General features: G+C 72.2%; 11 protein-coding genes and 1 pseudogene. 6 read left to right on the top strand and 6 right to left on the bottom strand.

What is annotated here, in order from left to right; translation table 11 throughout:
• The first annotated feature begins 3 nt into the window (after positions 1-3).
• The 3 genes from PZC42_RS18730 (at position 4) to corA (ending at position 3561) form a co-directional block, all read left to right on the top strand.
• A complete protein-coding gene (locus PZC42_RS18730; RefSeq protein WP_277213290.1) occupies positions 4-1053 on the top strand; it encodes a zinc-binding dehydrogenase in 1050 nt (349 codons plus the stop codon).
• A gap of 290 nt (positions 1054-1343) precedes the next feature.
• A complete protein-coding gene (ddaH, locus tag PZC42_RS18725; RefSeq protein WP_277213288.1) occupies positions 1344-2102 on the top strand; it encodes a dimethylargininase in 759 nt (252 codons plus the stop codon).
• A 313-nt stretch (positions 2103-2415) separates the two neighbouring features.
• Positions 2416-3561, top strand: coding sequence for a magnesium/cobalt transporter CorA (gene corA / locus PZC42_RS18720; protein ID WP_277213285.1), 1146 nt, complete (start codon positions 2416-2418; stop codon positions 3559-3561).
• Positions 3562-3565: 4 nt separating this feature from the next.
• Here corA and PZC42_RS18715 read toward each other — a convergent pair whose 3' ends face one another.
• Complete coding sequence (locus PZC42_RS18715) at positions 3566-4021, bottom strand: cold-shock protein (RefSeq protein WP_277213283.1); 456 nt, start codon at positions 4019-4021, stop codon at positions 3566-3568.
• A 109-nt stretch (positions 4022-4130) separates the two neighbouring features.
• Between PZC42_RS18715 and PZC42_RS18710 the strand changes: the two genes are divergently transcribed.
• Positions 4131-5309 carry an AI-2E family transporter gene (locus PZC42_RS18710; RefSeq protein ID WP_277213281.1) on the top strand — a complete coding sequence of 393 codons (1179 nt, stop codon included), beginning with the start codon at positions 4131-4133 and terminating at the stop codon, positions 5307-5309.
• An 8-nt stretch (positions 5310-5317) separates the two neighbouring features.
• Here the strand turns inward: PZC42_RS18710 and PZC42_RS18705 are convergent, their stop codons facing one another.
• Positions 5318-6109: an alpha/beta fold hydrolase gene (locus tag PZC42_RS18705; RefSeq protein WP_277213280.1), complete on the bottom strand. Its 792-nt coding sequence runs from the start codon at positions 6107-6109 to the stop codon at positions 5318-5320.
• Positions 6110-6276: 167 nt separating this feature from the next.
• Here PZC42_RS18705 and PZC42_RS18700 point away from each other — a divergent pair.
• Positions 6277-6549: pseudogene (locus PZC42_RS18700) on the top strand (YbaK/EbsC family protein); the annotation flags it as partial.
• Here PZC42_RS18700 and PZC42_RS18695 read toward each other — a convergent pair.
• The 4 genes from PZC42_RS18695 to PZC42_RS18680 all read right to left on the bottom strand — a co-directional run bounded on the left by PZC42_RS18695 (position 6532) and on the right by PZC42_RS18680 (position 9848).
• Positions 6532-6930 carry a hypothetical protein gene (locus tag PZC42_RS18695; RefSeq protein WP_277213278.1) on the bottom strand — a complete coding sequence of 133 codons (399 nt, stop codon included), beginning with the start codon at positions 6928-6930 and terminating at the stop codon, positions 6532-6534. The pseudogene PZC42_RS18700 and the gene PZC42_RS18695 sit on opposite strands and share 18 nt — an antisense overlap.
• A 90-nt stretch (positions 6931-7020) precedes the next feature.
• Positions 7021-7863 (bottom strand): coenzyme F420-0:L-glutamate ligase, encoded by an 843-nt coding sequence (gene cofE, locus PZC42_RS18690; RefSeq protein WP_277213277.1) that lies wholly within the window; start codon positions 7861-7863, stop codon positions 7021-7023.
• Positions 7860-8864 (bottom strand): TIGR03557 family F420-dependent LLM class oxidoreductase, encoded by a 1005-nt coding sequence (locus PZC42_RS18685; RefSeq protein ID WP_277213275.1) that lies wholly within the window; start codon positions 8862-8864, stop codon positions 7860-7862. The genes cofE and PZC42_RS18685 overlap by 4 nt, the downstream gene beginning before the upstream one ends.
• 39 nt (positions 8865-8903) lie before the next feature.
• Positions 8904-9848 carry a bifunctional helix-turn-helix transcriptional regulator/GNAT family N-acetyltransferase gene (locus tag PZC42_RS18680; protein WP_277213273.1) on the bottom strand — a complete coding sequence of 315 codons (945 nt, stop codon included), beginning with the start codon at positions 9846-9848 and terminating at the stop codon, positions 8904-8906.
• Positions 9849-9928: 80 nt separating this feature from the next.
• Here PZC42_RS18680 and valS point away from each other — a divergent pair, with 80 nt between their 5' ends.
• Positions 9929-12721, top strand: a complete 2793-nt coding sequence (valS, locus tag PZC42_RS18675; protein ID WP_277213272.1) for a valine--tRNA ligase — start codon at positions 9929-9931, stop codon at positions 12719-12721.
• Positions 12722-12824 lie beyond the last annotated feature (103 nt).

Genomic DNA, 12824 nt, shown 5'->3' with positions numbered 1-12824 from the left:
CACATGCGCGCCCTCACCTTCGACCGCTTCGGTGGCCCCGTCACCGTGCGCGACCTGCCAGACCCTGCCGCGCCCGACGGCGGCGTCGTCGTCCGGGTGCACGCCACCGGCCTGTGCCTGTCCGACTGGCACGCCTGGGCCGGTCACGACCCGGACATCACGTCGTTCCCGCACGTGCCGGGTCACGAGCTCGCCGGTGTCGTGGAGAAGGTCGGTGCCGGCGTCGAGCGCTGGCGGGTCGGCGACCGCGTCACGGCGCCGTTCGTCTGCGGCTGCGGCCGGTGCTCCTGGTGCCGCGGCGGGGACGCGCAGGTCTGCCCGGACCAGACGCAGCCGGGTTTCACCCACCACGGCTCGTACGCCGAGCTCGTCGTCCTGTACGCGGCGGACGCGAACCTCGTGGCGGTGCCTGACGGCGTCACGTCGGTCGCCGCGGCGAGCCTCGGCTGCCGCTTCGCGACGGCGTACCGGGCGGTCGCGCACCGCGCCCGGGTGCGACCCGGCGAGTGGGTCGCCGTCGTCGGCGCGGGCGGAGTCGGCCTGAGCGCCGTTATGGTGGCCGTCGCCCGCGGTGCGCGCGTGATCGCCGTCGACCGCCACCCCGGCGCGCTGGAGGCCGCACGCCGCGCGGGCGCCGAGCACACCGTCCTGGCCGAGGACGCCGTCGACGTGGTGGGTGCCGTGCACGACCTGTCCGACGGCGGCACGCACGTCGCGCTCGACGCCGTCGGCTCCGAGTCCACCTGCGCGACGGCGGTGCATGGGCTGCGGCGCCGTGGCCGGCACGTGCAGGTCGGGCTGCTGCCCGCCGTCGACGGACATCCCCGGGTGCCGATGGACCGGGTGATCGCCTGGGAGCTGGACGTGCTCGGATCGCACGGAATGGCTGCCGCCGACTACCCGGAGATGCTCGCACTCGTCGCGGACGGGACGCTACAACCGCAGGACCTGGTCGCGCAGGTCGTGGACCTGGAGAGCGCCGCGGGGCTGTTGCCCGGGATGCGCGAGGCGCCGCGCGCGGGCATGACGGTGCTGGACCCCCGCACCTCGTGAGGCACACCGCTCCTGATCGGCAGTCCGTCGTCTGATCGGCAGTCCGAACTGCCGATCAGACGACGAAGTGCCGACGAGCAGGAACCAACGCCACGTTCAGCTCACGGCCTGCACGGCCTCGACCATGAACCGGGCAGCCCACCCCCGTGACCGGTATCGCTCGCGGACCAGCAAGCGCGATAGGTCGCCGCTGCGGAGGCCGCGGCGAGGAGGATTCGGGTCGGCAAGCGCATCTACCCATCGTGCGGCGTGCACGTCGCCCACGCTCCGCCACGGATAGGGTCGAGGGCGTGCCCCAGATCCTCGTCCGTCCGCCCTCGCCCCGCCTCGCCGACGGAGAGCTCACCCACTTCGACCGTGTGCCGGTCGACGCCGAGCTCGCGCGCGAGCAGTGGGAGCGGTACGTCGCCGTCTTTCGTGAGCGCGGCTGGTCCGTGACGGAGCTGGCCGCTGCCGACGAGCACCCGGACGGGGTCTTCGTGGAGGACGTGGTGGTGGTCTTCGACGACCTGGCCGTCGTCACCCGGCCCGGCGCCGTGTCGCGGCTCGGCGAGCTCGCCACCCTGCGCCCGGTCGTCGAAGGTCTCGGGCTCGACGTCGCCACGATCGAGGCGCCCGCGGCGCTGGAGGGCGGGGACGTGCTGAAGATCGGCCGCACCGCCTACGTGGGCCGGAGCTCGCGGACGAACGACGCCGGGATCGACGCCCTCCGCGATCTTCTCGCGCCTCGCGGCTGGCAGGTCGTCGCGGTGCCGGTCACTCGCGTGCTGCACCTGAAGAGCGCGGTGACCGCCCTGCCGGACGGCACCGTCGTCGGGCACCTGCCGCTGGTCGACGACGCGTCGGGCTTCGAGCGCTTCCTGCCCGTCCCCGAGCCGGAGGGCAACGCCGTCGTCGTGCTCGACGAACGCTCCGTGCTGATGTCCGCCAGCGCCCCACGCAGCGCCGAGATGTTCCGCGGGCTCGGCCTCGATGTCGTCACCACGCCCGTGACCGAGCTCGAGAAGCTCGAGGGGTGCGTGACCTGCCTGTCGGTGCGTCTGCGCTGACGGACCCGGACGGTCCCGGGTTCCCGTGAGGCAGGTCACGACGGCCGCTCCGGGCGCTCTGGCCTGCGCCGGAGTAGACTGACCCCGGCCAAGAGCATGCGGCGGTGTCGCCGCCCGAACGCGAAGGAGGTACTGCGCATGACCCGCAGCGAACCTCCTAGTAGTCCGAGCCGCGACTGACCTCGGCTCGATACCGTCCGCCGCCCTGCGCCGGACGATGCCGCCGTCCCTGGACGCGTCACCGGCGCCACGCCGCCTCAGTCGCGGGATCCACAGCACGCAGACCACCGTTCCTGCACGTCTGGGAGTCCCTATGGCCTTCAGCTCTCCACGCTCGGCACGCCCTCGCCACGTCCTCGGCGCTCTGCGCCCGCGCCGCGGGGGCGGCCCCGCCGCCACCCCTGAGGCGGCCTCGCCGACCCCGATCCGCCCCCGCTCGGCGATCGTGGCGGCCGCGGTGTACGACGACGAGGGTCACCGCACGGCGTCGTTCACCCGCCTCGCGGACACGTTCCGCGCGCTGCGATCGACGCCGGGCGGAATGGCCTGGATCGGGCTCGAGCGTCCCGACGAGCGCGAGCTGGCCGCGCTCGCCCGGGAGTTCGACCTGCACCCGCTGGCGGTCGAGGACGCCATCCAGGCCCACCAGCGTCCCAAGATCGAGCGGTACGGCGACACCCTCTTCGTGGTGCTGCACGCGGCCCGCTACCTGGACTCGGTCGAGGAGGTGGAGTTCTCCGAGCTGCACCTGTTCGTCGGACCCGACTTCGTGGTGTCCGTCCGCCACGGCGACTCGCCCGACCTCGCGACGGTGCGCGCCCGCCTCGAGTCGACCCCCCAGATGCTCTCGCGCGGCCCGGAGGCCGTGCTGTACGCGATCATGGACCGCGTCGTCGACGACTACGCGCCGGTCGTCTCCGGCCTCGACTACGACATCGACCAGATCGAGTCCGAGGTGTTCTCCGGCGACAAGTCGGTCTCGCGGCGCATCTACGAGCTGTCCCGCGAGGTCGTGGACTTCCAGCGCGCCGTGCGCCCGCTGCAGTCCGTGTGCCAGTCGCTGGCCAAGGGCGCCGAGAAGTACCAGGTGGACGAGGAGATGCAGGCCTACCTGCGTGACGTCGCCGACCACCTCATCGAGGTCGCCGAGTCGGTCGAGACCTTCCGCGTCGCGCTGCGCGACATCCTCACCGTGAACGCCACCCTCGTCGCGCAACGGCAGAACGAGGAGATGACCCACCTGACCGAGGTCTCGATCAAGCAGGGCGACGAGGTCAAGAAGATCTCCGGCTGGGCGGCGATCATCTTCGCGCCGTCGCTCGTCGGGTCGGTCTACGGCATGAACTTCGACGTCATGCCTGAGCTGCACAACCCGTGGGGCTACCCGCTGGCGCTGCTGGCCATGCTGTCGGTCAGCGTGGGGCTGTTCGCCATCTTCCGCTGGAAGAAGTGGATGTAGCGGCTCAGGAGTCCAGCCAGCCGTGGTGGCGAGCGATCTGCTCGACGGCCGCGCGCACGGCCAGCACCTGACGTCCGGTGAGGTCGGGCACCGAACCCAGGAGCTTCTCGGTGACCTCGGCGCGCAGCTCGGCCGGCGACAGGACGTCCGCGAAGCCGTCGTGCGGACGGTCACGTCCTGCAGGCGCAGCCAGGGCGCCCGGATCGGCGGCCTGCGGACGCGGCTCACCGAGGGCTGCCTGGACGGCGTCCGCCACCGGCGACCGCACGAGCGAGGCGCTCACCGCTCGCGGTCCGCGCTCCCCCATCTCGTGGGTGAGCTCCACGACCGCTCCGACGGCCATGAGCGACTTGTCGAAGTCGATGTCGTTGACGTGCAGGAACACGTCCTCGTCGAGATCGTCCGCCGCGACGAACGCGTACCCCTTGATCGCGTCATACCGCACCACCTCGCCGCGCACCGGCCATCACCACCTCGAGTCGACTCGTACCGGCAGCATAGTCCCGCCGGCGGACGGTCGTCGGCGCGGCCGGACCGGCCGGAAACGGCGCGACCGCTAGGGTCGACGCGTGACCTCGACGCCCCTCGCCTCGCCTGCCCCACCCGACTCGAGTCCCGGGCTCGGCCCGGCAGCGCGGATGCTGCTGGTGCTCGCCGCCGGGGCTGTCGTGCTGGCGGCCGTCCATGCCGCGGCGGGGGTGCTGGCGCCGCTCTTCCTCGCCGTCGTGATCGTCATCATCTGTCACCCGGTGAGGTTCCCTCTCGAGGCACGCGGGTGGCCACGCTGGGCCGCGACCACCGTCGTGATCGCCGTCGCCTACCTCATCCTCGCCGCCCTGCTCGCCATGCTGGTGTGGGCCGGCTTCCGGTTCGCAGCACTGGTGCAGAGCTACATCCCGCAGCTGGCTGAGTCGGTCTCCGAGATCGAGGGGCAGCTCGTGGCGACCGGCATCGACACGCAGATCACGGAGACCGTCACGTCATGGCTCCAGCCGGCGAACGTCCTGTCGGTGGCCGGCACCGTCAGCGGGACGGTGGTCACCATCGGCACCGCGTTCTTCTTCGTGCTCGCGTACGCCGTGTTCATGGCCGTGGACGCCGCACGCTACTCGACCGCGTCGAAGCACTTCGGGACGACGCGCGCGGACGCGATCGGCCGTGCCACCCGGTTCAGCACCGGCGTGCGCCGCTACTACGTGGTCAACGCGACCTTCGGAGCGATCGTCGCGGCGGTCGACGGCGTCGCGCTGTGGCTCCTGAACGTCCCCGGCGCGGCGATCTGGGCGATCCTGGCGTTCGTCACCAACTTCGTGCCGAACATCGGCTTCGTCCTCGGGCTCGTCCCGCCCATGGTCATGGGCTTCGTCGTCGGCGGTTGGCAGCTCGCCCTCGCCGTCGTCGCCGTGTACTGCGTGGTCAACGTCGTGCTGCAGGTCTTCGTGCAACCAAAGTTCGTCGCGGACGCCGTCTCGCTCTCCCTCACCCTGAGCTTCGTCTCGGTCGTCTTCTGGACGTTCGTGATCGGTCCCCTCGGCGCGATCCTGGCGATCCCGCTGACCCTCCTCGTGCGAGCGCTCATCCTGGAGGGCGACCCCCGCAACGACTGGTTGCGCTGGCTCTCGGGCGACGACGTGACCGACGACGGCGCCCCGGTTTCGCGGCCGGCCACCTCGGAGCCGACGATCGACGAACCGGTGGCCGAGGAGCAGGTCGAGCCTGACGAGGTCGTGGGGGACCTCACCCGGTAGCGCCGGCGTCAGGCCTCCTCGCGGACGAACCGCGCGATCCGCTCCGCCATCGCCTCCGGCTCCCAGGAGTGCTCCGCACCGGCCACCTCGTCCACCGCGCCGCGGGTGACCGACTCGGCGATCCGCTCCGCCGCCACAGGCATCTCGGGAAAGGTCTTGGTGCCGTGCACGGCGAGCACCGGGATGGCGAGCTCCCGGAGTACCTCGGACTCCACGAGATCAGCGGCACGCACCAGCGCCTGACCGTCCGCCCGCTGGGTCGCCGACGCACGGGCGAGCAGCTCGAAGTCGGGCGAGCTTCGCAGGCCCTCCAGCCACTGCGGCGGCATGTCCTTCATGTACTGCTCGGTGGCTCCCACATAGTCCTCGGCGTCGAGCCGACGCTCGAACTCGGTGATCCACTCGGCGACGGCGTCCGCCGGCGCGGCGAGCGGAGCCTCCCACAGGATCAGCCCGGCGACAGGGAGCTCGGCGTCCGCGGCGCACAGCGCGATCGCCCCGCCCGAGGAATGGCCGACGAGCACCGCCGGTGGCCCGGCGGCGTCGATCACCGAGGACAACGCGTGCAGCTCGCGGTCCAGGTCGAGCACGCCATCGGCAGGGCTGTCCCCCCGGCCGAGGCGGTCGAACACCAGGGCGGTGAGGCCATGGTCCGCACACAGCTTCGCCGTCCGCGTGGTGACGGGATCGGTGGCCCGGAACGGCCCGGCGCCCGCCACGAAGACGACGGCTGGTCCGCCCTCGCCGTACCGGTCGAAGCCGACGTGGTCACCGGTCACGCTCGTCACGTGCTGGGTCATGCGTGCATTCCTCCCCGGCCGGGCGCTGGTGCCCGGCTCTCACCCCGTGACGGTAGCCCGTGCCGCCCACACCGGCGACGGCAGCAGAAATTGGGCCGCACCCGGCACCGCCGCACGCTACGCTGCGGCCGCATGAGCACCTCGACGTCCCACCTCGCTGTCGACCAGCTCACCGCGTGGACACGACGTTCCTCGGCGAGCGCGTCGGGGGCCGCGTCGGGCGGGCGTCGCAGGAGCTCGTCAAAGAAGCGACGGGTCAGGTCATCGGCGGCGTCGCGCCGCTCGGTCATCCGGCCCCGGTGCGCACCGTCGTCGACACCGCCCTGGCGGGCTTCGACGTCGTGTGGGCAGCGGCCGGCCACGCCCGCACCGTCTTCCCGACGTCGTTCGACGAGCTGGTGCGCCTCACGGGCGGCGAGCCGTCACCCGTGAGGCCCTGAGGCGGAGACGACCCGGCCGTCCGGGTCACCGGCGCGGCGCGGCCGCAGCTCCGCTGGTGCGGGCCACGGCAGCACGATCCGTTCGACCGGCACGTCGATCGCACCGAAGTCGTCCGTCTGCACCACCACCTGGTCCGGCGTGACCTCGACCAGCCGGACGCGGAGGGGTTCGCGCCCGGGCTGCTCGAGCATCCACACCTCGGCGAGCCAGGACAGGGTCGTCGCGTCGAGCGCCTCCTCGGCAGCGAGCCAGTCGACAGGGCCGGTCAGCTCGTGACCCAGGAGCGAGACGGCGACCCAGTCCTCGCCGTCGGGCCGGATCCAACCGATGATCTCGCGGTCCCCGGGACGCCGGTGCTCGATCCACTCCGCAGGCAGCATGGGCGCCACGCTAGCCAGCCGGGCACCGCCGGTCGAGCGGATTTCCTGCGCTACCTCGCCACCGCGTGCGCTACCTCGCCAGGACGCGCGCTACTCGGGCAGCGCCCGGCCGTCAGCCAGGCCGCGCGCGTAGGCCTCGGCCGAACCTTCCCGGAAGAGGTCGTCCGGGCCGCCCCGGACCAGGCTGCGCGCGCCCGCACCGTCACCGGCCGGGCCGTCGCCGGACAGGACGTAGCGCTCCACCCCACGCACGACGGCGACGGCACGTCCGGTCGCCTTGCCCCGCACCAGCTCCGAGGCCGCCGCGATCTCGTCGGCCACGGCAGCGACCGTCACCGACAGCGGGCGCCCGTGGGCGTCCGTGCCTCCGCGCAGGTCGTCCACGACGGCGACACCGGCCGCACCGATCGCGATGTCGGTCAGACCGTCCCGCCACGGCCGGCCCGCGGTGTCGGTCACGACCACGCCCAGCCGGTCCAGCCGGAACTGTGCCCGCAGCGCGGCACGCAGCGCCCGGGCCGAGGAGTCGGGGTCCTCGGGCAGCAGCAGCACCGTGCCCTCGGGCGTGTTCGACGCGTCGACCCCGGCCGCCGCCATGACGAGGCCGAGCCGGTTCTCCACGATCCGCAGCGGCGGCAGCCCGCCGGGTCGCTCGCGCACCGCGACCACGCGCACCGTCTCCTCGGTGATCGCCTGCTCGCGGTCGGCGGCGCGCACCACCCGGCCCTCGGCCTTGGACACGATCTTGGAGGTGACGACGACGACGTCACCCTCGGCCAGGTGGCCACCGGTCCGCCTCGCGTCGGTCGCCAGCAGGTCCCCGACGAGCGCCGCCAGGTCGTCGCCGGGGCGCACCTCCCCCAGCCCGGGCGGCGCCCACAGCGTCAGGCGGGCGCCGTCGAGTGCTCCCGTCCCGCCGTCGGGCACGCTCACTGGACGAGCTTGGGCAGCACCTCGCGGCCGAAGACCTCGATCCACTCGCGCTGGTTGCGGCCCACGTTGTGCAGGTAGATGCGGTCGAAGCCGAGGTCGACGTACTTCTGGATCGCGGCCCGGTGCTCGTCCGGGTCGGCGGAGACCACCATGCGGCCCTCGAAGTCCTCCGGCCGCACCAGCTTGGCCATCTGGGCGAAGTCGTGCGGGGAACGGATGTCGGCCTTGGGGAATTTCATGCCCCCGTTGGGCCACTCCGTCATCGCGTTCGTCATGGCCTCCTCGTCGGTCTCGGCCCAGGACATGTGCACCTGCAGGACCTTGGGCATCGGCTCCGGGTCACGCCCGACCTCGCGGGCACCGGCGTCGAACCGGCCGAAGAGCATCTCGATCTTCTCCAGCGGCGCCCCGACGGTGATGAGGCCGTCGGCATGCTTGCCGGCCCGCTTGGCCGTGATCGGACCCGCCGTCGCGACCAGGATCTCCGGTGCGACGTCCGGCATGGTCCACAGCCGGGTCGACTCCATCTTGTAGAACTGGCCGGAGTGCTTGACGTCCTTGCCCTCCAGACCGGAGGTGAAGAGCTTCTTGATGATGTCGATCGCCTCGAACATCCGGTTGATGCGCTCGGGCGCCTCGGGCCAGTACCCGGCGGTGATGTGCTCGTTGAGCGCCTCGCCCGAACCCAGCCCGAGCCAGTGCCGCCCGGGGTACATCGCGGCGAGCGTCGCGGACGCCTGCGCCACCATCGCCGGGTGCCAGCGGAACGTCGGGGCCGTGACCCCCGGGCCGAGATCGCCGCGCGTGCGCTCGCCGAGGGCCGACAGCACGTTCCACACGAACGCGGCCTGCCCCTGCTGCGGCACCCAGGGCTGGAAGTGGTCGGCCGCCATCACCCCGGAGAAGCCGTGCTCCTCCGCGTACGCCGAGAGGTCGACGACCTCGGTGGGGTGGAACTGCTCGAGCATCGCGGCGTAGCCGACGGTGAGATCAGAAGCCATGCCGCCGAGCCTAACGCTCGGCACCGACCCGTCGGCAGGTCAGTGCAGGTTCTTGGTGAAGAAGTGCTCCGCGTGCGGGTTGTCGTTGTAGCGCTCGATCTCCCGGTAGCCCGCACGCCGATACATCGCGACCGCCTCGGTGAGCGAGCCGTGGGTGTCCAGCCGCACGGCATCGTGACCCAGTTCCCGCGCGACGCCCTCGAGGTGACGGAGCAGCCGCGAGCCGAGGCCGGCGAGCCGCCAGCCCGGCCGCACCCACATGCGCTTGATCTCGCCGACGCCGCCACCGAGTGCCTGCACTCCCCCGCAGGCCACCGGGCTGCCGTCGCTGGTGGCGACCATGAACGCGCCGTCCGGCGGGCGCAGCCGCTCGGGCTCCTCGGCGAGGTCCCCGATCTCGAACCCGCCGGGGAACCGCTCGCCCAGCTCTGCGGTGTAGGCCTCGACGGCAGCGAGCGCCTCGGGGGCCGTGGGGTCGGTCAGCTCGAGCCGGACGGTGGCAGCCCGCACGAGCAGGTCGGCCTCGGCGAGCGCGGCGGCCAGTCGGGCGCGCTGGCGCCCGGTCAGCGGCGTGACCAGGTCGCGCGCGCGATCCGCGGAACGACGCTCGAGCTCGTCCCAGGCTTGACGGCCGGCCGCGGTCAGGCCGACACGTCGCCGACGGCGGTCGGCGGGATCAGGCTCCACCGTCACCAGGGCGTCGGACTGCAGCCGGCGCAGCAGCCGGCTGAGATAGCCGGAGTCGAGGTCGAGCCGGACGCGCAGGTCGCGCGTGGTACCCGGCTCGACGCCGATCTCGTAGAGCAGCCGGGCCGTACCGAGCGGCATGCCGAGGCCCAGGAACGACTCCTCCAGCACCCCGATGCGCTGGGTGTAGCTCCGGTTGAAGCGGCGCACCACCTCGGTGTGATCCGGCAGCTCGCCGGCGGCAGCATCGGACCCCGAGGATCCTGACGGCGTCGGCGAGAGAGGGCTGCGTGACATATCTCTGATCTTAGTCAGAGAGTTTCGCGGTCCGGGACTCCGTGCCGAGGACGAGGTCCTGTCTGGGACAATGGGTGACCATGAGCGACTTCCCGAGCACCGGGGCCCGCACGCAGTCCGACGCGGCGCCCGCACAGACCTCCGCACCCACCACCGGCACCGGCACCAGCGCCGGCGACGTCGTGCGCGCGGTGGTCCGGGGGGTACCCGACAGGGTGAGCACCGACGGCCTGGAGCAGAAGTTCGACGAGCGCTGGTCCGCCGAGGGCACGTTCGCGTTCGACCGCACCGCCACGCGCGAGCAGATCTACTCGATCGACACCCCGCCACCCACGGTCTCCGGCTCGCTGCACGTGGGCCACGTGTTCAGCTACACCCACACCGACGTCGTCGCGCGCTTCCAGCGCATGCGCGGCAAGGAAGTCTTCTACCCGATGGGCTGGGACGACAACGGCCTGCCCACCGAGCGCCGGGTGCAGAACTACTTCGGCGTCCGCTGCGACCCGTCGCTGCCCTACGTGGAGGGCTTCGAACCGCCGCACACCGGCACTGACGGCAAGAACGTCAAGCCCGCCGACCAGGTGCCGGTCAGCCGTCGCAACTTCATCGAGCTGTGCGAGCGCCTCACCGCCGACGACGAGCGCCAGTTCGAGGAGCTGTGGCGCCGGCTCGGGCTGAGCGTCGACTGGTCGCAGACCTACCAGACCATCGACGCCACCTCACGCGCGGCCTCCCAGCGAGCGTTCCTGCGCAACCTCGAGCGCGGCGAGGCCTACCAGGCCGAGGCACCCGGGCTGTGGGACGTCACGTTCCAGACGGCCGTCGCGCAGGCCGAGCTCGAGGCACGCGAGTACCCGGGGCACTACCACCGCGTGGCGTTCCACCCGACGGGCGGGGCGGCGGAGCCCGTGCACATCGAGACCACCCGCCCCGAGCTGCTGCCCGCCGTCGTCGCGCTCATCGCCCACCCCGACGACGAGCGCTACCAGGACCTGTTCGGCACCACGGTCGTCTCACCTCTGTTCGGCGTCGAGATCCCTGTCCTGGCGCACCCCGCGGCAGCCATGGACAAGGGCGCCGGCATCGCCATGTGCTGCACCTTCGGTGACCTCACCGACGTGCAGTGGTGGCGCGAGCTGCAGCTGCCGACCCGCTCGGTCATCGGCCGGGACGGACGGCTGCACCGCGAGACACCGGAGTGGATCGCCTCCGGACCCGGTGCCGAGCTCTACGCCGACGGACTCGCCGGCAAGACGACGTTCAGCGCCCGCAAGGCCGTCGTGGAGGCCCTCATCGAGTCCGGCGACCTGGCGGGCGAGCCGACGCCCACCCAGCGCATGACGAACTTCTACGAGAAGGGTGACAAGCCCCTCGAGATCGTCACCTCACGCCAGTGGTACATCCGCAACGGTGGCCGGGAGTGGGAGCAGCGCGACCTGAAGACGGAGCTGCTGGCCCGTGGCAAGGAGCTCGACTTCCACCCCGACTTCATGCGGGTGCGGTACGAGAACTGGGTCGGTGGCCTCAACGGTGACTGGCTCGTCTCGCGCCAGCGGTTCTTCGGTGTCGCGGTGCCGGTCTGGTACCCGGTGCTCGACTCGGGCGAGGTCGACCACGAGAACCCGATCACGCCGTCGGAGTCCGAGCTCCCGGTCGACCCGACGTCCCAGGCGCCCGCCGGCTACGACGAGTCCCAGCGCGGCGCGCCGGGCGGGTTCGTCGGTGACGCCGACGTCATGGACACCTGGGCGACGTCGTCGCTGACGCCGCTCATCGTCGCAGGCTGGGAGCGGGACGCGGACCTGTTCGACCGGGTCTACCCGATGGACCTGCGACCGCAGGGCCAGGACATCATCCGCACGTGGCTGTTCTCCACCGTGGTGCGCTCGCACCTCGAGTGCGGCGTGCTGCCCTGGAAGAACGCCGCCATCAGCGGCTGGATCCTGGACCCCGACCGCAAGAAGATGTCCAAGTCCAAGGGCAACGTCGTCACCCCGATGGACCTGCTCGTCGAGCACGGGTCCGACGCGGTGCGCTACTGGGCGGCCGCGGCACGCCTCGGCACGGACGCGGCGTTCGAGGTCGGGCAGATGAAGATCGGCCGCCGTCTGGCCATCAAGGTCCTCAACGCGTCCAAGTTCGCGCTGACCTTCGGTGTCGACCCGGAGTCCGGCGCGGGCGAGATCGTCCTGGACCCGGCCGCGGTGACCGTCGCGCTGGACCGGGCGATGCTCGCCGGCCTCGCCGACGTCGTCGACCAGGCCACCGCCGCGCTCGAGGCGTACGACCACACCCGCGCGCTCGAGATCACCGAGTCGTACTTCTGGGCGTTCTGCGACGACTACCTCGAGCTCGTCAAGGACCGGGCGTACGGCGCCGGGGCGTCAACGGGCGAGCTGACCGCCGAGACGGTCTCCGCGCGCACCGCGCTGGCCGTCGCTCTCGACGTGATGCTGCGGCTGCTCGCACCGTTCATCCCCTTCGCCACCGAGGAGGTCTGGTCCTGGTGGCGCACCGGCTCGGTGCACCGTGCTCCGTGGCCGACGGCGGAGCCGCTGCGGTCGGCGGCCGCTGGCGCCGACGCGCTCGACCTCACCGCCGCCGGGCACGCGCTCGCCGCGCTGCGCAAGATCAAGTCTGCCGCGAAGGTCTCGATGAAGACTCCGATCCTGTCCGGGACCGTTGCCGTGCCCGGCGCGCTCCTGCCCGGCGTGCGGTCGGCGATCGACGACGTCCGCGGAGCCGGTCGGGTCGAGGGCACCCTCGAGCTCGTCGAGGCGACCGAGGGCCAGGGCAACCCCGACGTGCAGGGTGGCATCCTCGTCGTGGCCTCCGAGCTGGGCGAGCCGCCCGCCAAGAAGCCCCGCGGCTGAGGCCGTCCCGGCCGAGAGGCCGGGCATGAGGACGCCGGGGTGGTGCGCAAGCCAGGCGCACCGCCCGGTCCCCGCGGCTCGCGTCGGCCGGCGAGTGCCGGGG

The sequence above is a fragment of the Isoptericola croceus genome (genome assembly GCF_029382255.1).
In the GTDB taxonomy this organism is placed as follows: domain Bacteria; phylum Actinomycetota; class Actinomycetes; order Actinomycetales; family Cellulomonadaceae; genus Isoptericola; species Isoptericola croceus.
The sequence above is the reverse complement of the archived record's forward strand: the minus strand, read 5'-3'. Positions and strand labels throughout refer to the sequence as shown.

Bases quoted from the DNA above. Each gene is read 5' to 3' on its own strand.
- PZC42_RS18730 (WP_277213290.1), top strand. From the start codon at position 4: ATGCGCGCCCTCACCTTCGACCGCTTCGGTGGCCCCGTCACCGTGCGC.
- corA (WP_277213285.1), top strand. From the start codon at position 2,416: ATGGCCTTCAGCTCTCCACGCTCGGCACGCCCTCGCCACGTCCTCGGC.
- PZC42_RS18705 (WP_277213280.1), bottom strand. From the start codon at position 6,109: ATGACCCAGCACGTGACGAGCGTGACCGGTGACCACGTCGGCTTCGAC.
- PZC42_RS18695 (WP_277213278.1), bottom strand. From the start codon at position 6,930: ATGCTGCCTGCGGAGTGGATCGAGCACCGGCGTCCCGGGGACCGCGAG.
- PZC42_RS18685 (WP_277213275.1), bottom strand. From the start codon at position 8,864: ATGGCTTCTGATCTCACCGTCGGCTACGCCGCGATGCTCGAGCAGTTC.
- PZC42_RS18680 (WP_277213273.1), bottom strand. From the start codon at position 9,848: ATGTCACGCAGCCCTCTCTCGCCGACGCCGTCAGGATCCTCGGGGTCC.
- valS (WP_277213272.1), top strand. From the start codon at position 9,929: ATGAGCGACTTCCCGAGCACCGGGGCCCGCACGCAGTCCGACGCGGCG.